Origin of the sequence: Polynucleobacter sp. AP-Nickl1-40-C4, from assembly GCF_035012665.1 — a bacterium.
Classification (GTDB): domain Bacteria; phylum Pseudomonadota; class Gammaproteobacteria; order Burkholderiales; family Burkholderiaceae; genus Polynucleobacter.
The window spans coordinates 262,251-284,051 of the sequence record NZ_JAYGQR010000002.1 but is presented as its reverse complement, the minus strand read 5'-3'; the positions used below and the strand labels follow the sequence as shown (position 1 = coordinate 284,051).

General features: G+C 45.8%; 17 protein-coding genes and 1 tRNA gene. 3 read left to right on the top strand and 15 right to left on the bottom strand.

Annotated elements, in window-relative coordinates; translation table 11 throughout:
* Positions 1-23: 23 nt before the first annotated feature.
* The 7 genes from lon to ispD all read right to left on the bottom strand — a co-directional run bounded on the left by lon (position 24) and on the right by ispD (position 7,532).
* Entirely contained in the window at positions 24-2,456 is a 2,433-nt protein-coding gene (gene lon / locus VC182_RS03755) for an endopeptidase La (RefSeq protein WP_072582407.1), read from the bottom strand.
* Between the two features lie 189 nt (positions 2,457-2,645).
* Entirely contained in the window at positions 2,646-4,007 is a 1,362-nt protein-coding gene (gene clpX, locus VC182_RS03750) for an ATP-dependent Clp protease ATP-binding subunit ClpX (RefSeq protein WP_216120994.1), read from the bottom strand.
* Between the two features lie 28 nt (positions 4,008-4,035).
* The gene (gene clpP, locus VC182_RS03745; RefSeq protein ID WP_216120992.1) at positions 4,036-4,665 is read right to left on the bottom strand and encodes an ATP-dependent Clp endopeptidase proteolytic subunit ClpP; all 630 of its coding nucleotides are present in this window, start codon (positions 4,663-4,665) and stop codon (positions 4,036-4,038) included.
* Positions 4,666-4,707: 42 nt separating this feature from the next.
* Positions 4,708-6,045: a trigger factor gene (gene tig, locus VC182_RS03740; RefSeq protein WP_323484540.1), complete on the bottom strand. Its 1,338-nt coding sequence runs from the start codon at positions 6,043-6,045 to the stop codon at positions 4,708-4,710.
* A gap of 56 nt (positions 6,046-6,101) precedes the next feature.
* A tRNA-Leu gene (locus VC182_RS03735) sits at positions 6,102-6,188 on the bottom strand.
* 77 nt (positions 6,189-6,265) lie between these two features.
* Positions 6,266-6,769, bottom strand: coding sequence for a 2-C-methyl-D-erythritol 2,4-cyclodiphosphate synthase (gene ispF / locus VC182_RS03730; protein WP_323484539.1), 504 nt, complete (start codon positions 6,767-6,769; stop codon positions 6,266-6,268).
* Positions 6,770-6,779: 10 nt separating this feature from the next.
* Positions 6,780-7,532 (bottom strand): 2-C-methyl-D-erythritol 4-phosphate cytidylyltransferase, encoded by a 753-nt coding sequence (gene ispD / locus VC182_RS03725; protein ID WP_216156429.1) that lies wholly within the window; start codon positions 7,530-7,532, stop codon positions 6,780-6,782.
* 23 nt (positions 7,533-7,555) lie between these two features.
* On the opposite strand from ispD, the gene mfd reads away from it, so the two are divergent.
* Positions 7,556-11,098 (top strand): transcription-repair coupling factor, encoded by a 3,543-nt coding sequence (gene mfd, locus VC182_RS03720; protein ID WP_323484538.1) that lies wholly within the window; start codon positions 7,556-7,558, stop codon positions 11,096-11,098.
* 20 nt (positions 11,099-11,118) lie between these two features.
* Entirely contained in the window at positions 11,119-12,009 is an 891-nt protein-coding gene (gene serB / locus VC182_RS03715; protein ID WP_323484537.1) for a phosphoserine phosphatase SerB, read from the top strand.
* 43 nt (positions 12,010-12,052) lie between these two features.
* Here serB and VC182_RS03710 read toward each other — a convergent pair whose 3' ends face one another.
* The 7 genes from VC182_RS03710 to VC182_RS03680 all read right to left on the bottom strand — a co-directional run bounded on the left by VC182_RS03710 (position 12,053) and on the right by VC182_RS03680 (position 19,691).
* Positions 12,053-13,237, bottom strand: a complete 1,185-nt coding sequence (locus VC182_RS03710; protein WP_215322138.1) for an acetyl-CoA C-acyltransferase family protein — start codon at positions 13,235-13,237, stop codon at positions 12,053-12,055.
* An 81-nt stretch (positions 13,238-13,318) separates the two neighbouring features.
* Entirely contained in the window at positions 13,319-14,677 is a 1,359-nt protein-coding gene (gene rimO / locus VC182_RS03705; RefSeq protein WP_323484536.1) for a 30S ribosomal protein S12 methylthiotransferase RimO, read from the bottom strand.
* Positions 14,678-14,679: 2 nt separating this feature from the next.
* A complete protein-coding gene (phaR, locus tag VC182_RS03700; protein WP_072582398.1) occupies positions 14,680-15,240 on the bottom strand; it encodes a polyhydroxyalkanoate synthesis repressor PhaR in 561 nt (186 codons plus the stop codon).
* Between the two features lie 128 nt (positions 15,241-15,368).
* Positions 15,369-16,109 carry a 3-ketoacyl-ACP reductase gene (locus tag VC182_RS03695; protein ID WP_072582397.1) on the bottom strand — a complete coding sequence of 247 codons (741 nt, stop codon included), beginning with the start codon at positions 16,107-16,109 and terminating at the stop codon, positions 15,369-15,371.
* Positions 16,110-16,141: 32 nt separating this feature from the next.
* Positions 16,142-17,776: a class I poly(R)-hydroxyalkanoic acid synthase gene (gene phaC, locus VC182_RS03690; protein WP_323484535.1), complete on the bottom strand. Its 1,635-nt coding sequence runs from the start codon at positions 17,774-17,776 to the stop codon at positions 16,142-16,144.
* A gap of 116 nt (positions 17,777-17,892) precedes the next feature.
* Positions 17,893-18,654, bottom strand: a complete 762-nt coding sequence (pgeF, locus tag VC182_RS03685) for a peptidoglycan editing factor PgeF (RefSeq protein WP_072582395.1) — start codon at positions 18,652-18,654, stop codon at positions 17,893-17,895.
* Positions 18,654-19,691 carry an RluA family pseudouridine synthase gene (locus tag VC182_RS03680; protein ID WP_216120976.1) on the bottom strand — a complete coding sequence of 346 codons (1,038 nt, stop codon included), beginning with the start codon at positions 19,689-19,691 and terminating at the stop codon, positions 18,654-18,656. The genes pgeF and VC182_RS03680 overlap by 1 nt, the downstream gene beginning before the upstream one ends.
* Before the next feature lie 20 nt (positions 19,692-19,711).
* Between VC182_RS03680 and VC182_RS03675 the strand changes: the two genes are divergently transcribed.
* Positions 19,712-20,599 (top strand): outer membrane protein assembly factor BamD, encoded by an 888-nt coding sequence (locus tag VC182_RS03675; RefSeq protein ID WP_072582393.1) that lies wholly within the window; start codon positions 19,712-19,714, stop codon positions 20,597-20,599.
* Between the two features lie 72 nt (positions 20,600-20,671).
* Here the strand turns inward: VC182_RS03675 and alr are convergent, their stop codons facing one another.
* Complete coding sequence (gene alr / locus VC182_RS03670; RefSeq protein ID WP_416350566.1) at positions 20,672-21,787, bottom strand: alanine racemase; 1,116 nt, start codon at positions 21,785-21,787, stop codon at positions 20,672-20,674.
* Positions 21,788-21,801: the final 14 nt, after the last annotated feature.

Below are 21,801 nucleotides of genomic sequence, written 5' to 3'. Positions count from 1 at the left end.
TTTAACGAAAAATCGCCCTATTTTCAGTGCTTAAGAACGTCTGAGGCCGCACCCTTTTCATTTGCTTTACTAGCCTCTGAAGCCTTTTTAGCCAACTCTTCGGGCGTAGGATCTGGCAGTGCTTCAGGCATACGTTCTAAAGCCAGCTCCAACACTTTATCGATCCAGCGAACCGGAATAATCTCGATTGCATTTTTGACGTTGTCGGGAATATCAATCAGGTCCTTGACGTTCTCTTCGGGAATTAAGGCTAATTTAATGCCACCGCGATGAGCAGCCAAAAGTTTCTCTTTTAATCCGCCAATAGGCAATACTTCACCACGAAGCGTAATTTCACCTGTCATCGCAACATCTGAACGAATCGGAATCCCAGTAAAGACTGATACCAAGGCTGTCGTAATCGCAATACCGGCAGATGGGCCATCCTTTGGTGTTGCGCCATCAGGGAAGTGAATATGAATATCCTTCTTCTCAAAAGCCTCGTCCGTGATACCAAGTCGTTTAGATCTAGAGCGAACTACTGTTCTAGCAGCTTCAACAGATTCTTTCATGACATCGCCTATGGAACCAGTTCGGGTAATAACGCCCTTACCTGGCATCACAGCAGCTTCGATGGTAAGCAAATCGCCACCCACTTCAGTCCAAGCCAAGCCGGTCACCTGCCCAACTTGATTTTCTTTACCAGCCAAACCAAAGTCATACATGCGGACAGATAAGAACTTCTCTAAGTTGTCCGCATTCACAACGACTGGAGCTGCTTCTTTTTTCAAGAGCAATAGTTTTACAACCTTACGACAAATCTTACTAATTTCACGCTCTAAAGAACGTACGCCAGCCTCACGCGTGTAATAACGAATCATGTTACGAACCGCGCTATCTTCAATCTTGAGCTCGTCCTTCTTTAGGCCATTATTTTTGATTTGTTTAGGAATCAAATAATTCACAGCAATGCTGGTTTTCTCATCCTCGGTATAACCAGCTAGACGAATAATCTCAAGACGGTCTAACAATGGGCCAGGAATATTTAAGGAGTTCGAGGTAGCCACGAACATCACATCTGATAGATCAAAATCAACTTCTACATAGTGATCTTGGAAGGTGTGATTTTGTTCTGGATCTAAAACCTCCAACAAAGCACTGGCTGGATCTCCGCGGAAATCCATACCCATCTTGTCTACTTCATCAAGAAGGAATAAAGGATTACGAACGCCCACCTTAGTGAGGCTACTCAAAATCTTACCTGGCATCGAACCAATATAGGTACGACGGTGACCACGGATCTCAGATTCATCACGCACACCACCTAAGGCCATGCGGACAAATTTTCGATTGGTCGCACGCGCAATAGATTGACCTAAAGAAGTTTTACCAACCCCAGGAGGGCCGACTAAACAAAGAATCGGAGCCTTGACACGATCAACGCGCTGTTGAACTGCGAGGTACTCCAAAATACGCTCTTTGACCTTATCCAAACCATAGTGATCTTCGTCCAATACTTTCTCAGCATTAGTAAGGTCGTTATTGATCTTGGTTTTTTTCTTCCAAGGCAGATTTACCAGCGTATCAATAAAGTTGCGGATGACCGTTGCCTCTGCAGACATGGGCGACATCAACTTGAGCTTCTTAAGTTCTGATTCCGCCTTTTTCAATGCTTCTTTAGGCATGCGTGCAGCCTTGATGCGCTTCTCGAGCTCTTCGAGATCAGCACCCTCCTCGCCTTCGCCTAACTCTTTCTGAATCGCTTTTACCTGTTCATTGAGGTAGTACTCGCGCTGACTCTTTTCCATCTGACGCTTAACACGTCCACGAATACGCTTCTCAACCTGCAGAATATCAATCTCACTCTCCAGATCAGCCAACAAGCTTTCTAGACGTTGTACAACATCCATCATTTCAAGCAAGCGTTGTTTTTGCTCTAGCTTTACAGGTAGATGCGCACAGATGGTGTCAGCCAAGCGGCTTGGGTCATCTATACCACCCAGAGAAGAGAGTATCTCTTGAGGTACTTTTTTATTGAGTTTTACGTATTGATCGAACTGCGCCATGATTGCGCGGCGCAAGGCTTCGGTTTCATGCGCATCAATTGAATTGATAGCGGTTGGCGTTGCTTCGCAATTAAAGTAACCAAGACTATCTTCAATTTGACTAACTTCTGCGCGCTGTACACCTTCAACAAGCACCTTCACAGTGCCATCAGGCAACTTGAGCATTTGTAAAATATTGGCAATACAGCCGACCTCATAGAGATCCTCAATAACGGGCTCGTCCTTAGCGGCCGTTTTTTGGGCTACCAAAAGGACATTTTTGCCAGTTTCCATGGCAGCCTCGAGGGCTTTAATCGATTTTGGGCGACCCACAAACAACGGGATCACCATGTGAGGAAATACAACTACGTCCCGCAATGGGAGCAAAGGTAGTTGAATTGGTTCAGAGGGTAACAATAAGTGGCCAGGCATGGGGCAAATCCTCCAAAGTAATCAAACCTCAAAAGTCACCATTAGTAGCAATTTAATCAACAACCACTAAATAGAGACATTATTCATGAGTAGCATACTACCTATATGGGTAGGCTTTAGAGAAAAACAAGGGGTAAAAAGACAAAAAAGGGGCAAAAAAGCCCCAAAAATAGCAAAAACCCTAGGAATTTAAGCTTTTTTGCTTAAATCTGTCTGCTCGGCATCCTGTTTGTAGACCAAAAGCGGTTTTCCGCCCTCAGCGATACTGCTTTCGTCGATAACCACTTTTTGGACATTCTTCAGGGATGGCAGGTCATACATGACATCCATCAATGAGCCTTCAAGGATAGATCTCAGGCCACGAGCACCAGTTTTGCGGGCGATTGCCTTCTTGGCAATAGCTGATAGAGCCTCGCGACGTACTTCGAGCTCAGAGCCCTCCATAGACAAAAGTGCCTGATATTGTTTAACTAAGGCATTTTTAGGTTCGGTCAGAATCTGAATTAAAGCCTCTTCATCCAATTGAGCCAAAGTCGCAACAACGGGCAAGCGACCAATTAACTCTGGAATCAAGCCAAACTTAATCAGATCTTCTGGCTCAACTTCAATCAAGAGGTCACTGACACCGCGGTCATCTTTACCAGGAACAGTCGCATTGAATCCAATACCTGTTTTAGCAGTACGCTGCTGAATAACTTTTTCAAGCCCATCAAATGCACCACCGCAAATAAACAAAATATTCGTTGTATCTACTTGCAAGAAATCTTGATTGGGATGCTTACGCCCACCTTGCGGCGGTACAGAAGCCATCGTGCCCTCAACCAGCTTTAACAGAGCTTGCTGAACACCTTCTCCCGATACATCGCGGGTAATAGACGGGTTGTCTGACTTGCGTGAAATCTTATCGATCTCATCAATATAGACAATGCCGCGCTGCGCTTTTTCTACGTTGTAGTCGCACGCTTGTAATAATTTTTGGATGATGTTTTCAACGTCTTCACCAACATATCCTGCTTCAGTTAGGGTTGTTGCATCAGCCATTACGAATGGCACATCGAGCATGCGAGCCAATGTCTGCGCTAGCAATGTTTTACCTGAACCAGTTGGCCCAATCAATAGGATATTGCTCTTTGCAAGCTCTACACCATCAACCATTGCTTTAGCAGGGAGCTTAGATTCTTTTTTTTCTGAGCCCTCTACTGGCTTGCCATCCTTATCCAACTTCTCTTTTTTAGGCTTAGGCAAATACTGTAGGCGCTTGTAGTGGTTGTATACGGCAACTGCCAATGTTTTTTTGGCATGATCTTGACCAATAACGTATTGGTCTAAGTTTTCACGAATTTGATGTGGTGTTGGCAAAGAATCATCACCCTCTTCCTTGGGAAGCTTGGCAATTTCTTCTTGAATAATGTCTGTGCAAAGATCAATGCACTCATCGCAAATAAAAACAGATGGGCCAGCAATGAGTTTTTTAACTTCATGCTGGCTCTTGCCGCAAAAGGAGCAATACAGAACTTTGTCTGCTGAATTCGTAGTGTTGGTATCGCTCAAAATAGGCTCTGTATATATCTATGAAGGGTTAAGGACGCTTCTCGATAACTTTGTCGATCAAGCCATAATCACGAGCTTGCTCTGCAGACATAAAGTTGTCGCGATCAGTATCCTTGGCAATCGTATCGATTGATTGACCAGTACGGTCGGCCAAAATCTTGTTCAAGCGCTCACGCAAATACAAAATCTCACGAGCTTGAATCTCAATGTCAGAGGCTTGGCCACGTGCACCACCTAAGGGCTGATGAATCATGACGCGTGAGTTTGGCAAAGCATAGCGCTTACCTTTTTCACCAGCACACAATAAGAATGCACCCATACTTGCAGCCATGCCCATGCACAATGTGCTGACATGCGGCTTGATGAATTGCATTGTGTCGTAGATAGCCAATCCTGCAGAAACTGAACCGCCTGGAGAGTTGATATATAGAGAAATTTCTTTATCTGGATTTTCACTCTCAAGGAACAGCAATTGCGCGATTACCAAATTAGCAGTTTGGTCGTTTACTTCACCAACCAAAAAGACTACGCGCTCACGCAATAATCTGGAGTAGATATCGTAAGCACGCTCACCCCTACCAGAGGTTTCAATCACCATTGGAACCAAGCCCAAGCCTTTTGGTTCTAGATTTTCAGACTGAGAATGGTTATGGATCATTTCGAAACCTCTTGTGGGTAAATGGATGACTTAGTAGTTAACTTAGTTTAGCTTGCTGAGTTCTTCGAAGGTAACTGCTTTATCAATTACCTTGGCTTGGGATGTGAAATACTTAATCACGTTATCTTCAAGCACGAGGTTTTCGATATCCTTCAAGCGACTTGGATTGCTGTAGAACCAACGCACCACTTCTTTTGGATCTTCGTATGTAGCAGCTTGCTCGTCAATTTCAGCTTTGATTTGGTCTGCGGTAGCAGCCAAGTTTTGCTTTTTAACTAACTCGCTGAGGATCAAACCAAGACGAACACGTTTGGTAGCTTGCTCTGCAAAAATTTCAGCAGGGATAGGGGCATCTTTAGCATTCGGCACACCGCGCTGCATTAAATCTTGACGAGCGCCTTCAACTAAGCGTTCTTGCTCGGAGGCAACCAAAGACTTGGGAACATCGAGTTCGCACAAGCTATTGAGCTTGTCCATCACTTCATTCTTGAGCAAAGAAGTAATACGACGTTTTACTTCGCGGTCTAAATTCTCTTTTACTTCAGCGCGCATTTTCGCAACACCGCCTTCAGTAACACCCAAAGACAATGCAAATGAATCATCAACAGCTGGTAGATGTGGCCAATTTACCGACTTCACAGTAATAGTGAACTCGGCAGTTTTGCCTGCAACGTCTTTACCGTGGTAATCAGCAGGAAAACTCAATGGGAAAGATTTGCTCTCGCCCGCTTTAAGCCCCAATGTTGCAGCTTCGAACTCAGGCAGCATGCGCCCTTCGCCCAGTACGTATTCAAAGTTTTCCGCTTTACCACCGGCAAATTCAACACCATCAATCTTGCCAACAAAATCGATCACTACTTGGTCACCGCTTTGAGCTGCAAGATTAGCGCCGCCATCACCATGAGCACCAGCTTCACCGCGTGGGTGGTAATGAACCTGCTGCTTACGCAGCACATCTAAGGCGCGGTCAATTTCTGCCTCGCCAATATCGGTTGTGTGTTTGGTAACTTCTGCCTTGCTAAAGTCGCCAATTTTTACTTCTGGCAACACTTCAAAGAAGGCATCAAAAACAATCTTGTCAGCATCAATTTCGCTCTTTGGCTCAAGACGTGGTTGACCAGCTAAAGCAACACCTTCTTTTTGAGCTTGGTCATAAAAGAGTTCAGCAGCTTTATCAAATTGGAGTTCGAAATCCACTTGCATGCCATGTTGTTTTTCAACGAGGTTCTTTGGTACCTTGCCTGGGCGGAAGCCAGCCATTTTCATGGTCTTACCAACTTTAGCCAAACGGGCTTCACGCGCTTTTGCCAAATCGGCACGAGCGAATTCCAAAGTCATTTTGCGGTCTAGTGAACCTAAATTTTCTATCTGCACAGCCATTCTCGTCTCTTAATTTAAATCTGGAAATGTGAAGTCCAAGCCAAGTAGCAATCTTGTGGTGCGAGGAGGGGGACTCGAACCCCCACACCATTTCTGGCGTCAGGACCTAAACCTGGTGCGTCTACCAATTTCGCCATCCTCGCGATATCCGCAAACTGCTAAGCCTAGACTTCACTCTAAAGACCGTAATTCTACAATGCCTAGGGTTTTAGAGGATCTTTTAGGCCCTGTAGAGCAAAGCAACGGCATGGACGGCAATGCCCTCGCCTCTGCCTAAATGGCCCAGGGATTCATTTGTCTTAGCCTTAAGATTGACGTGACTGGGGGTCACAGCCAAATCTGAAGCAATATTGCGGACCATTTCTGGCAAAAAATCCGCCAATTTCGGCTTTTGGCAAATAATAGTGGCATCAACGTTTCCAATCTGAAATCCTGCTGCCTGAATCTTTTGCAAAGCCGCTCTGAGCAAGATTCGACTGTCCATATCCTTATATTGAGGATCTGTATCCGGAAATAACTGCCCAATATCATTTAAACCTGCAGCGCCCAATAAGGCGTCTGTTAAGGCATGCAATAAGGCATCTGCATCCGAGTGACCCAATAATCCCTTTACAAAGGGCACATGAACTCCGCCCAGAATCAATTTTCGGTCCGCTACCAATGCATGTACGTCGTAACCTTGGCCAATACGAAATTGCGGAATATGGGGATTGCTTTGAGTCATATTGGATTTCTCATTGTTTGGCGCGGGAACTTAACAGCAATTGCATTAACTCCCAATCAGCTGGATGCGTGACTTTAAAGTTACGGGCGGCACCTTCAATCAATAAAGGCTTAGCTCCAGTTAACTCAATTGCGCTAGCCTCATCAGTAACGTCAGCCTCAAGGCGGATAGCATCCTGAAGGGCATCATGCAATTGTTTTAATCCAAACATCTGTGGCGTTTGCGCTTGCCAGAGATGCTCGCGTGGAATAGTTCTCTCTGAGTGCGGTATGTTTCCAGCAATCACCGAATCTAGATCAGCCTGTTTTAAAGTATCAGCCAAGGGAACAGCTAGGATGCCACCACTATTAGATGTCTGTACTGAGTGAATGAGTTTCTCAATTAATGCCGGGGTGATACCTGGTCTAGCTGCATCATGAACCAGTATCCAGTCATCCTCAGCAATGCCTGCCTTTAGCATTGCAGCTAGAGTATTTCGGACTGTTTCTTGTCGAGTTGGTCCACCGGTTGCTACAACATGTATATCGGCCCCAGCGTTAGCGATAGTTCCTAAGATGGGGTTCTCGATAAAGCCAGGGCTGACACCAATCCAAATAGACTGGATCAGCGGAGATCCCTTAAAGGCTTCTAGAGCATAAGAGACCATGGGCTTGCCGGCTAGCTGCTGAAACTGCTTAGGTAACTCACCACCTAGGCGCGAGCCAGTACCTGCTGTTGGCAAAAGGGCATGGCATTTCTTAATGGAATGATTTCCAGGGTGCATACCTGATTCTATAATGAGCGCAGATGTCTGATGCATTAAATCTAGCACCCCCTATACCTGCTCCGCGGGCTGGGCAGCGCTTTACCTTTTCAGGGCTGGTGGGCTCGGCAGATGCCGCTTTAATCGCTCAAACTGCCCTGCGCTACCGTGATCAGTTTTCAGTGATGGTCATTTTTTGCGCTCAAGCCCAGGAAGCCCAGAGGCTTCTGGAAGAAATCCCCGCTTTTGCTCCGCAGCTAAAAACCCGGCTTTTGCCTGATTGGGAAATTCTTCCTTATGACCATTTTTCACCACATCAAGATTTGGTTTCTGAACGACTCGCCACTCTGTATGAATTACTGAATGGTAGTTGCGATATTGTTTTAGTTCCAGTGACAACTGCTTTGCAAAGATTGGGGCCGCCGAACTTTTTATCTGGCCATACTTTTTTCTTTCGGCAAGGTGACAAACTGAATGAAGCTGCACTAAAGCTGCAACTGCAACAAGCTGGCTATGATCCTGTGAGCGCTGTAATGCGTCCCGGTGAATATAGTATTCGGGGTGGTTTATTTGATTTATTTCCAATGGGATCGAATCTGCCATATCGATTGGATCTCTTTGGTGATGAAATTGAACAGATTCGGGCATTTGATCCGGATACGCAACGAAGCCTTTACCCCGTCAAGGAAGTCCGTCTACTTCCTGGCCATGAATTTCCATTTGATGATGCTTCACGAACCGCTTTTAGAGGTCGCTGGAGAGAAGTATTTGAGGGTGATCCGAGTCGCTGCTCTATTTACAAAGATGCCAACCTAGGCATACCTAGTGCAGGTATTGAATCCTACCTACCCCTCTTCTTTGAAGAGAAATCCACCCTTTTTGATTACTTTCCACGCTCAGGTGATCCTGTATGGCTTGTCAGCATTGGTGATGTTGAAGAAACCATCAAAGGGTTTTGGAAGGACACGCTTTCTCGTTATGAGTTCCTCAAACACGATCTTGATCGCCCCATTCTCCCTCCAAAAGAATTATTTCTTGATGTCGACGAATTTTTCACTACCTCTAAATCGTATGCACGACTAACGCTTGAGAAGGACGGCGCTGAGAAAAGTCAATTCCTAGCGGTACCGGATATTGCCGTGCATCGTCGCGATACTGATCCGATCAACCTTCTACGCAAAGTAGTGTCATCTGAAAAGGTTCGTGTATTAGTTTGTAGCGACAGTGCAGGACGTAAAGAATCAATTCGACAACTCTTTGATGAGAGTAATTCGATTGCCGGATTCGACGGCAAACCGCTCTATCCGCTAAAGCCAGAGAGCTTTGAAAGTATTGCCGAGTTTATTAAAAGCGAATCATTATTTGGATTGGTCACTGCACCGCTCTTTAATGGATTTTCATGGCCAGCTGAAAATCTCCTGGTTATTACCGAGGCAGAGTTATTTACTACAACAGCACGACAGAGGCGTAAAGGTAAAAGCAATGAGAATGCTGATCCTGACATGCTCTTTAAGGATCTGTCTGAACTAAAGATCGGCGATCCCGTAGTTCATGCTGAACATGGCATTGGTCGCTATCAGGGTTTAGTACTTCTGAATTTAGCTCCGCCGAAAGAGGCGCCAATTTTTGAAGAGTTCTTGCATTTGCAATATTCAGGACAGGCAACTTTGTATGTTCCTGTTCAGCAATTACAGATGGTCACACGTTATGCAGGTTCTGACCCTGATTCAGCACCACTGCATCAATTAGGTTCGGGCCAATGGGATAAGGCCAAACGCAAGGCCGCCCAACAAATTCGAGATACCGCAGCAGAGCTATTAGGTCTATATGCGGCTAGAGCGATACGCAAGGGTCATGCTTTTGAATTCTCAGCCCATGACTATGCTGCTTTTGCAGAAAGCTTTGGCTTTGAGGAAACTCCAGACCAAGCCAATGCTATTGCAGCCGTTATTGGTGATATGACGAGCGGCACGCCAATGGACCGCTTAGTCTGCGGAGATGTTGGCTTTGGGAAGACCGAAGTAGCGCTCCGAGCAAGCTTTGTTGCAGTCATGGGCGGCAAACAAGTCGCCATTTTGGCGCCAACCACCCTACTAGCTGAGCAACATGTGGCTACCTGGAAAGATCGATTTGCCGATTGGCCGGTCCGCATTGTTGAATTGTCACGCTTTAAAACAACCAAGGAAATTAATGCAGCCCTAGAGGCCATTGCCAAAGGTGATGCAGACATCATTATTGGCACACATAAGTTACTTTCCAAGGAGACGCAATTTGCCAATCTTGGCCTAGTGATTGTGGACGAGGAGCATCGCTTTGGAGTACGGCAAAAAGATGCTCTTAAGGCATTGCGTGCTGAAGTCGATATTCTGACGCTAACTGCTACGCCCATCCCAAGAACCTTGGGCATGGCTATGGAAGGATTACGTGAGTTCTCTATTATTGCCACTGCCCCTCAGAAACGTTTGGCAATTAAGACCTTTGTTCGTCGAGAGGGAGATGGCGTTATTCGTGAGGCCGTGCTTCGTGAAATTAAACGTGGCGGCCAGGTCTACTTCCTGCATAACGAAGTTGAAACGATTCAGAATCGCAAGCATGCTTTACAAGAGCTGATTCCGGAGGCACGTATTAGTGTTGCGCACGGACAGATGCATGAACGCGAGCTGGAATCTGTCATGCGTGAATTTGTTACCCAGCGTACCAATATTTTGCTGTGTACCACGATTATTGAGACTGGCATTGACGTACCCACAGCTAACACCATCATCATGCACCGCGCCGATAAGTTTGGTTTAGCTCAATTACACCAACTGCGTGGCCGTGTAGGTCGCTCACATCACCAAGCCTATGCTTATTTACTAGTGCCAGATCCTGAGGCACTCAGTAAGCAAGCGCAGTTGCGTCTTAATGCCATTCAAGCCATGGAAGAGCTGGGCTCTGGCTTCTATTTAGCTATGCATGATCTAGAAATTCGGGGTGCTGGTGAGGTCCTAGGCGACAAACAATCCGGTGAAATTCATGAGATTGGCTTCCAGCTGTATACCGAGATGCTTAATCGTGCTGTTAAGTCCCTGCGCAGTGGGAAGGAGCCTGATTTACTTTCACCATTGCAAGCAACCACCGATGTCAATCTTGGCGTTCCCGCCCTATTTCCAGAGGACTACTGCCCTGACGTTCACGAGCGCCTATCCTTATACAAGCGGTTTGCTGGTACAAATGATTTTTCTGAGCTCATGGGGTTGCGTGAAGAATTGGTTGATCGTTTCGGCGACCTTCCCGATCAAGCTAAATCGTTTTATGAGACCCATCGTCTACGTTTAGAGATGACCGGCTTTGGAATTAAAAAGATTGATGCCACACCTGCATCTATTCAGATTCAATTTATCCCAAATCCACCGATTGACCCAATGAAGATTATTCAGCTTATCCAGTCCTCTAAGCATATTCAACTTAATGGCCAAGATAAGCTTAAGGTGCTTCCTCAAAAAGACCGTGAATTCGAGAAGTTAGAACAACGTCTTGACGCTATACGCAATATCTTGCGACGCCTCAACGATTCTGCAGTATTGAGCTCTGCAAAAGTAAACTAACAATCCGATATTATTAAGACATGCCCAATTACCAAGTTCTTGTTGCCCTGTCTAGAGAGCCTATTGCTGATAAGCTCGTATTTTCATTAAAAGATCAGGCCTTAAAGTTTGGCATTTCACTGCACTCTAGCGGCGGCCAAACCAGCAACGGGAGCTATTACTCCGAGCGTTTTGAATCAAGTGCCCATCTGGATACAACTCAACGTGAGCAACTGCGAACTATTGCAGCAAGCTTTAATGCCGATCTGTGCTTTCTAAAGCCAAATCTATTGCCACAAGACATTCGTGTACTAGCAATGGATATGGATTCAACGTTGATTAATATTGAATGCATTGATGAGATTGCTGATTTCACAGGCAAGAAGTCCGCTGTAGCTGAAATTACCGAAGCTACTATGCGTGGTGAAATCAAAGACTTTAAAGAAAGTTTAAGAAGGCGAGTTGCTCTTTTAGAAGGCGTACATGCTGATGCACTTGAATCTGTTTATCGAGAGCGCTTACGACCCAACCCAGGAGCAGTAGAACTTTTAGCCGGGGCTCATGAACGTGGTTTGTACACCCTGCTTGTCTCAGGCGGCTTTACTTTCTTTACTGAAAAATTACGTCAAGAGCTTGGCTTCAAGCAATCTCAGGCGAATACGCTAGAAATCATCGATGGCAAGCTTACCGGCAAGGTTCTTGGCGACATTGTCGATGGCGCAGCGAAGGCCGCCCATCTAGACGAAGCTTGTGCTCGCCTTGGCTGCACAAAAGCGAATGCCATCACCATGGGTGATGGTGCCAATGATCTGATAATGATGAATGGCTCAGGCATCAGCGTTGCTTACCAAGCAAAGCCTGTTGTCAAAGAAAAAGCCGACGCGGCTTTTGACCGAGTCGGCTTAGATGCTGCTTTACTACTGATCTCTTAAGCTTTTACCCAAGAGATCAGGGTAATTGTTGCGCGCGTTGCTCTTACAGGCGTTCAAAAATAGTAGCAATACCTTGTCCACCACCAATACACATTGTTACCAAAGCATATTTACCTTGAACGCGGTGTAACTCATGGATTGCCTTAGTAGCAATCGCAGCGCCAGAACAGCCAATTGGGTGACCCAAAGCGATTGCACCACCGTTGACGTTAGTCTTGGCTGGATCTAAACCCAAACCTTTAGTAACAGCCAACGCTTGTGCAGCAAAAGCCTCGTTAGACTCAATTACGTCCATTTGATCCAATTTCAGACCGGCGCGCTCAAGAGCTAATTTGGTTGCAGGAATTGGGCCTTCACCCATGATGTGGTTTGGAACACCAGCAACTGCATAAGACACCAAGCGAGCGATAGGCTTATGACCGGCTTTCTTTGCAGTTTCAGCATCAGCCAATACAAAGAATGCGGCACCATCATTAATACCCGATGCATTACCAGCCGTTACGGAACCACCCTCTTTTTTGAACACTGCCTTCATCTTGGCAAGCGTTTCCATCGTAGTTTCAGGCTTCACATGCTCATCGGTATCAAACACTACATCACCCTTACGAGTTTTAATAGTGATTGGCACGATCTGAGATTTAAAGCGACCTTCTTTAATTGCATTGGCAGCACGACGATGAGATTCCATGGCTAGAGCATCTTGCTCATCACGTGTTAACTTCCATTTTTCAACGAGATTTTCTGCTGTAACGCCCATATGACCAACACCAAATGGGTCAGTCAAAATACCAACCATCAAGTCGATCATTTTGGTATCGCCCATGCGTGCACCACTTCGCATCGCTGGAGAGCCATACATGCCGCGGGACATAACTTCAACGCCACCGCCAACACCATAGTCACAATCACCCAACATAATTTGCTGTGCAGTTGTAACGATTGCTTGCAAGCCAGAGCTACACAAACGATTTAATGCCATTGCCACTGATTCCATTGGCAGGCCAGCCTGGATAGATGCAACCCGTGCTACATAACCATAGCGGCTATCTGTAGGAATGGTGTTGCCCACAGTAATGTAATTAATCAAAGCAGGATCTACGCCTGAACGTGCTACCGCCTCTTTCATCACGATACCGCCGAGCTCGGAAGGCTCAAAACTACTGAGAGCGCCATTAAAGGTGCCAATTGCGGAACGAACTGCACTTAAGACAACGACATCACGACTCATATCAATCCCCTTTGCTAAGCCCAATTATTAGGCTGACTTTGTACTAAATAAGTAATCCAGCTATCAGTTTTATTGCATTCGTCAAGTTTCGGCTATTAGGTCATGCCCTTGGGAGCTAATCACAGTAGCCTTGATGATTTCACCGGCACGATAGCGCTTAGAGGGCTTGCTAGGAGGCAAAACCCTAACTAGACCATCAATTTCTGGGGCATCGCCAATCGTTCTGCCAATTCCGCCAGACTCATCTACCCGATCAATGATGACCTGAACACGCTTGCCTATTTTTTTAGCAAGTCGTTTTATGGAAATATCTTCGGCTTTAGCCATAAACCTGGCGCGCCGCTCTTCTCTAATTTCAGAAGGAATTGGGTTATCCAATTGGTTTGCTGTAGCACCCTCAACGGGTGAGTATGCAAAACAGCCAGCGCGATCAATTTGCGCCTCATCCAAGAAATTAAGAAGGTGTTCAAACTCCTCTTCGGTCTCTCCAGGGAAGCCTGCAATAAAGGTACTGCGAATAACCAAATCAGGACAAGCATCGCGCCACGCCAAGATACGCTCCAAGTTCTTCTCACCACTCGCAGGGCGCTTCATGCGCTTAAGGACATCTGGGTGGGAATGCTGCAATGGAATGTCCAGGTACGGTAGAACACCATAACCATTTTCCGAAAACTCGGCCATCAAAGGCAACACATCATCCACATGCGGGTAGGGATAAACATAATGCAATCGCACCCAAGCCTGATGCTCGCGAGCAATTTGATTTAAAGCATTTACCAAATCAAACATTTTCGTTTTGATAGGTTTGCCATCCCAAAAGCCAGTGCGATATTGAATATCAACACCATAGGCGCTGGTGTCTTGTGAAACAACTAGTAACTCTTTTACGCCAGACTCAAACAATCTTTTAGCCTCAAGCAACACTTCACCAATCGGCCGTGAAACTAAATCACCACGCATATTGGGAATGATGCAGAAAGTACAACGATGGTTGCAGCCTTCACTAATTTTGAGGTAGGCGTAATGCTTTGGTGTCAGTTTGACGCCAGCCGGGGGAACTAAATCAGTGAATGGATCATGCGGTTTAGGTAGATGCAAATGAATGGCTTGCATTACCTCGTCGGTAGCATGAGGCCCTGTAACGGCGAGGACTTTGGGGTGAATGCTCGAGATAAGATCATTGCCGTCGGCATTTTTTCTGGCGCCTAGACAACCAGTCACAATGACTTTGCCATTTTCAGCGAGAGCCTCGCCAATAGCCGAAAGACTCTCCTCTACGGCTGAGTCAATGAAGCCACAGGTATTCACAACTACAAGATCGGCTCCAGAGTAATCCTTGGCGGTCTCATATCCCTCAGCGCTCAATTGCGTCAGGATAAGTTCAGAGTCTACAAGTGCCTTAGGGCACCCTAAGGATACAAATCCAATTTTCCCGGCCACAACTATTCTTTTTCAGGTTTATTGGACTGAGGGGTAAATGGAAAATTTCCAAAGATATTCTGTGAGCCTTGTACCTGCTCTTGCATTTTGATAAAGAGATCTTTGCTTTGCTCCATGTAGTTACCCATCAAGCCTTGCATCAGCGGGTTTTGGAGATTCATCATTTGTGACCAAGCCTCTGGCGTACTACCAGCACCAAGACCCTTCGTTTGATCACCAAGCTTATTGTGGATATCTACAAACGATTGCATGGTCTTTTCAAGATAATTTCCCATCAAACCTTGCATGGAGTTTCCATAAAAGCGAATGATTTGAGAGAGCATTTGTGAAGAGAACACTGGTGCGCCACCAGCCTCTTCCTCAAGAATGATTTGCAGCAAGATGTTGCGCGTTAAATCTTCTTCAGTTTTAGCATCGACCACTTTGAATACTTCATTGGCCATAACTAAGTTTTTGATGTCAGATAGGGTGACATATGTACTTGTCTGGGTATCGTAGAGACGACGATTCGGATACTTCTTGATGAGCCGATCTTCGCCAGCTCGTTTAGCGCGGGTAACCATGTATTTTCCTTACTATTTACTGCATCGCAACATCAGCGTAGTTTAGCCTTAAGTTGACCAAAAGGTAAATACGCTGTGTTGCGTACTGCATGTACTTCAAATACTGAATTAATTGTTGCAGTGCAATATTAACCAGTGTGGATACCGCCGTTTAAGGAAAAGTCTGCACCAGTTGCATAGCCACCATCTTCAGAAGCAATCCAGCAGCAGATAGAGGCTATCTCTTCGGGAGTGCCTAAGCGTTTTACTGGAATGCCAGAAACAATCTTTTCGAGTACGTCTTCGCGGATGGCTTTAACCATATCAGTGCCGATATAGCCAGGGGATACCGTATTTACAGTAACGCCCTTAGTCGCAACTTCTTGAGCTAGGGCCATAGTAAAGCCGTGCAGACCTGCCTTTGCAGTCGAATAGTTCGCCTGACCAAACTGGCCTTTTTGACCGTTTACAGAAGAAATATTAATAATCCGACCCCAGTTGTTTTCAACCATGCCATCAATCACTTGTTTGGTAACGTTAAACAAGGAGTTCAGGTTGGTATCAATAACCGCTTTCCAGGCATCTGGAGTCATTTTGCGGAAAACGCTGTCGCGGGTAATGCCGGCGTTATTAACCAATACATCTACACGACCTACTTCCGCCTTAACCTTCTCAAAGGCTGCAACCGTACTGTCCCAATCGGAAACATTACCCTCAGAGGCGATAAAGTCATAACCCAAGGCTTTTTGCTCGCCAATCCAGCGATCTTTACGCGGAGAATTTGGACCGCAGCCTGCAATCACTTTAAAGCCATCTTTAGCCAGACGTTGACAGATAGCGGTACCAATACCACCCATACCACCAGTTACATATGCGACTTTTTGAGACATTACTTTCCCCTTTTTAAAACCTTCGTTAATTGTTATTTGAGTCCTGGCGTTGCTTTTTCTTTTACATACACGCCAGGTGCTGCTTCCATTTTTTTGTATTTAGTATTTCCAAAAGTAGTACTTGCTGGTTTCTTTTCGCCACCAAATTGCGCAAGCCATTTGGTGTAATCAGGCCACCAACTTCCTGGAATTTGTTTTGCGCCTTCTAGCCATTCCTGAGCTGCTGGAGCAATCTTGTTATTTTCAAAGTAATAACGCTTATTTTTTGCCGGAGGATTGATCACCCCGGCAATATGTCCAGAAGCGCCTAATACGAAACGATTTTTACCTTTCAGAAGATGAGTCGATTCGTAAGCAGACCTCCAAGGAACAATGTGATCTTCTTGGGATGCATATAAATATGCGGGGCAATTGATTTTTCCGAGATCTACTTTTTCACCGCAAATTTTTACTTTGCCAGGCTTGACTAAATCATTTTGCAAATAAGTGTGGCGCAGATACCAGCAGTACATTGCACCAGGAAGATTGGTGGAGTCGCCGTTCCAATACAGTAAATCAAATGGGGGTGGCGAGTTGCCTTTGAGATAGTTCTCCACTACGTAGTTCCATACCAAATCATTGGGTCGCAAGAATGAAAAGGTGTTGCCTAAATCGAGGCCTGACATCATGCCGTACTTACCGCCTTTACCGCCAATAGAGTTCTCGCGCATCTCCACCATACCTTCATCGATAAAGACATCGAGAATTCCGGTATCCGTGAAATCCAATAAGGTGGTTAGGAGTGTCAAGCTTGCTGCTGGATGCTCGTCTCGGGCTGCCAGCACGGCCAATGCAGAGCTGGTTAAGGTTCCGCCAACGCAGAACCCTAAGATATTAATTTGCTTGGTATCGCCAATTTCTTTTACGACTTCAATTGCTTTGATAACACCCTTACCTACGTAATCATCCCAGCTCACTTGAGCCATGGAAGCATCTGGGTTCTTCCAGGAAACCAAGAACACGGTATGCCCTTGACTCACCATATGACGAACTACGGAGTTGTCAGGTTGTAAATCGAGAATGTAATACTTATTGATGCATGGTGGCACCATTAAATAAGGGCGTTCAAATACTTGCTCTGTTAATGGCGTGTATTGAATTAGCTCGAATAACTCATTACGAAATACCACATGACCTTCTGTAGTGGCAATATTTTTGCCCACTTCAAAAGCAGATTCATCTGTTTGAGAGACCTTACCTTTTTTCATATCTCCCAACAAATTCACAATCCCTTTTTGAATAGATTGCCCTTGGGAGCTAATAATGCTTTCCAATACTTCTGGATTAGTCGCTATAAAGTTTGATGGCGAAAGCGCATCAATCATTTGCTCAGTAGTAAACAGAATTTTTTGCTTTTGCTTCTCATCTGCATCTACTGCGTTGGCCAATGCCATCAGATGTTTAGAGTTAAGCAAATAGGTTGCAGCAATCACTTTGCTCCAGGATGAGTGCCAAGCCTTCCCCGCAAAACGGCGATCTTTAACTTCAATGGCCTCAGGGTTAGTGGCAATGTGTGCCAACTCCGTGAAATATTCTTTCTGGATTTCAGATAAACGCTCTGGCGGAATGAGCGCCATATGATGCGGTGCCAAAGATGGTGTTGCACCGGTATTCATGCCTGCAAACATAGTAGTCTCTTCAATTAATTAGAGACATTCTCCGCCCTTTAGCACTATAGAGTTATACGCAATAACCCTAGCTTGGTGCACGGGCTAGTACTAACCCGCATGCTTTTGTGCACAAGCTATTTTTCAATCCAGATAGCTGAGGCAAATCTTCCAGTCTTGCCATCACGACGGTAAGAAAAAAACTGGTGCTGATCTCGAACAGTGCAGTATTCGCCACCGAAAATCATTTTTACGTCACAAGCCTCTAAACGTGCTCGTGCCAACAGGTAGATATCTGCAAGAAACTTTCCAGGTTTATGAGGTATTTCTGTGAATGCATTTTTTGGAACAGGAAAGCCGGAATCTTGAAATGACTTCACAACATCCTCTCCAACCTCAAATGATTCAGGTCCAATTGCTGGTCCTAGCCAAGCCATGAAGTCTGCCGCAGTGGATCCATCAGAAATTTTGAGCAACTCAGTAATCGTATTTTCCAGAATTCCAGCACAAAGACCCCTCCAGCCAGCATGTGCAGCACCAACGGCAGTCCCTTTGGAGTTAGTAAATAACACTGGCAAGCAGTCTGCCGTCATGATGACCAAGACCTCTTCAAGAGCATTAGTAACCGAGGCATCAGCCTCAATTGCCAGCCCCCGGTTTAAGTCTCGACTTTTCGGAGTGCTTACTGTTGTTTGGTGAGTCTGCTTTAACCAGATAGGCTCACCCGGCATGTCTTTAGTAAAAATAGCTCTATTGGCCAAAACATCTTCAACGCGGTCGCCCACATGATCGCCCAGATTTAGAGAATCATATGGAGCTTGACTTACCCCGCCTAACCTTGTGCTGACTGCTGTGCGCACCGACTTTGGGGCGGGCCATTGAGGAGCAACCAATCTCATCAGCGTGCCTCATTTTCAATAGAGGCCAACACAACAGATTCTTTCGGAAGAACTTCGTCACTCATTCCAACTTGCGGTAATAAGTCCAATAAATCCTGTGGTGGCAAGCGGAACCAAGTCATCAACTCATGTTTCACCGGATGTTGAAGACTTAAAGCAAAGGCATGTAAGGCCTGGCGATTAAATGACAGATTTTTAGCTACACCCGGAACCTTTTTGCGGTAGACCGGATCGCCCACCAATGGAAAACCGAGTGATTCAAGATGAACACGAATCTGATGCGTGCGCCCTGTTTCCAGGCGACACTCTAACAATGTGACAGCAGCCTCTCCAACCAAACCCTTGGCTAAGCGTCGAAATAAAGTAGCTGCTGGTTTTCCTTGGGGACTGCCTGCGGACATCTTTAGGCGATCTCGCTGATCACGCCCAACCGAAGCCAGGACTTTGCCTTGACTGGGGGCATCACCCCACACCCAAGCCAAATAGCGACGTCCCACCGTTCTTTCTTGAAGTTGACGTACTAGGGAGGTTTGGGCTTGAGATGTTCTCGCCACGACCATGAGGCCTGAAGTGTCCTTATCCAGGCGATGCACTATTCCCGCCCTGGGGAGAGATTTGAGCTCAGGATAATAAAATAAGAGGCCATTTAACAGGGTTCCGGACCAATTTCCCGCTGCTGGGTGTACCACGAGGCCAGGCGGCTTATTGACCACAATGATGTCCTCATCCTCGTAGACCACATCCAGGGGAATATCTTCAGGGTTGAAGGCAAACTGCTCGGGCATTTCCTGTGGGAAAACCTTAACACTCTCGCCGCCATGGAGCAAATAACGGGCTTTAGTAACCTTTCCATCGACCATAACGGCGCCAGCTTCAACCCAAGCCTTAAGGCGATTACGTGAATAATCAGGCAAAGACCCTGCTAGCACCTTGTCCAAGCGCTCGCCAGCCATCTCCAAAGGGATATCTAGGGAGATGAAATCCTCATCATCGATATAATCAATGGGATTCGATTCAGGAGTTTCCGGCAATGCCACGCTTAGAGAGCCTTTCAGTTATGTCCGACGTAATATCAGACGCCAGTTTAAGGCTTGCTGGGAATTCTTCCTCACAAAAAAAGAGCTTCCATATAAGTGGCACTCCTTTTGCCCTGCTTTTAGCCTTCGTGTTCGCATTAATGCTTTTGGGTGGATGCGCAGGTAGCGATGGCAGCAAAGATGACACAGACATCTGGTCAGAGGCAAAACTCTATTCTGAAGCCACTGACAAACTCAATGATGCTGACTTTGCTAAGTGCGGCAAGTACTTTGAAAAATTAGAGGCACGCTTTCCTTTCGGTCCCTATTCACAACAAGCACAAATTAACTCTGCTTATTGCTACTGGAAAGCGCAAGAACAAACTCAAGCACTGGTTGCGATTGATCGCTTTATTAAATTACATCAAGGTAGCGAAAGTCTAGATTACGCTTATTACTTAAAAGGACTCATTACCTTTAATGATGACTTGGGATGGCTTGGCAATTTTACTGGCCAGGACCTCAGTGAGCGAGACCCTAAAGCTGCTAAAGAAGCTTTTGAGTCGTTCAAAGTAGTAGTGGATCGTTTCCCAGACAGCAAGTACGCTCCAGATGCATTAGATCGCATGCGCTATATAGTGAATTCTCTTGCTGAGGCGGATGTGATTGTTGCGCGCTTTTATTATCAACGTGGTGCCTATCTGGCCGCAGCCAATCGCGCTCAGCTAGTTATACGTGATTACGATCGCGCACCTGCAGTTGAAGAGGCGCTCTACATTCTCACCAAGTCTTATGAGAAGCTCGGCATGGTTGAACTAAGCAATGATTCAGCCCGCGTCTTCAAATTAAACTTCCCAGACAGTCAAATGATGATCACCGGTCAACGTGTTCAAAAAGAACGCAGATGGTGGCAGTTCTGGAATAAGTAAGATTGTTTCAATATCAACAAAAATCCTCCGCTGTGGAGGATTTTTTATTTACTGGCTTGGCATTTTCTTTATCTACTGGATCTCAACAGGAACCCTAGGCGCCACAGCACAAAGCAACTCATAACCAATGGTTCCACTCATTTGCGCCACATCATCGACTGGAACTTTGTCACCCCAGAGTTGAACTACGCTACCGATGCCTGCATTTGGCGCATTGCTTAAATCAATCGCCAGCATATCCATAGAGACTCTTCCAACCAGAGGGCAAATGATCCCATGATTACGATTGCCAACCCAAACTGGCGTGCCATCTTTAGCATGACGTGGATACCCATCAGCATAGCCACAAGCCACAATGCCGATACGCATGGCATTAGGTGCCTCATAACGACCGCCGTAACCAATGCGATCCCCTTTTTGAAGTTCTTGAATATCAATAATTTCACTATGAAGTTGCATGACCGCCCTGAGATTGGCATGCTCAATATCAGCATGCAGTCCTGTTGGTGATGCGCCATAGAGCATGATGCCTGGGCGCACCCAATCGCCTAAGGCGTTGCGATGCCACAAAATAGCTGCAGAGTTTGCTAGTGATGTTGCACCTTCTAGACCAGCAATCGTTTCATTAAATAATTCTTGTTGACCGCCAACTGAAGGTAACTGATCTACTTGATCGGCATTGGCAAAATGGGTCATGTGGTTCATGTGATAACCAGTTGCATGCAAGCGATGAAAAACAGTTCGATATATTTCGGGCTTAAATCCCAAGCGATTCATACCGGTATTCATCTTTAGAAAGACACTTAAAGGCTTATGGTTTTTACCTTTAAATCGCTCCAGCCAATCTACTTGAGCATCACAGTGGACCACGAGGTCGCATGCTAAATCTTCCGCTCGGCTTAGCTCATTTTCATGAAATAAACCCTCTAAAAGGAGGATGCGCCCTTGCCAGCCGTGCTCCCTTAACCAGGCAGCATCCTGTATATCTAACAAGGCAAAGCCATCCGTAGAGGACAGCCCCTTTAATGCAGCCTCAAAACAATGACCATAGGCTCGAGCTTTGATGACAGACCAGATTTTGGATTCTGGCGCCAATTCCCGAACTCGGTTTAAATTATGCCGAAAGGCGGCAGTATCAATAGATGCCAAAATTGGTCTATTAATCAGGCCGTTAGCTGAATCACCCATTTTCACCCCTCCTT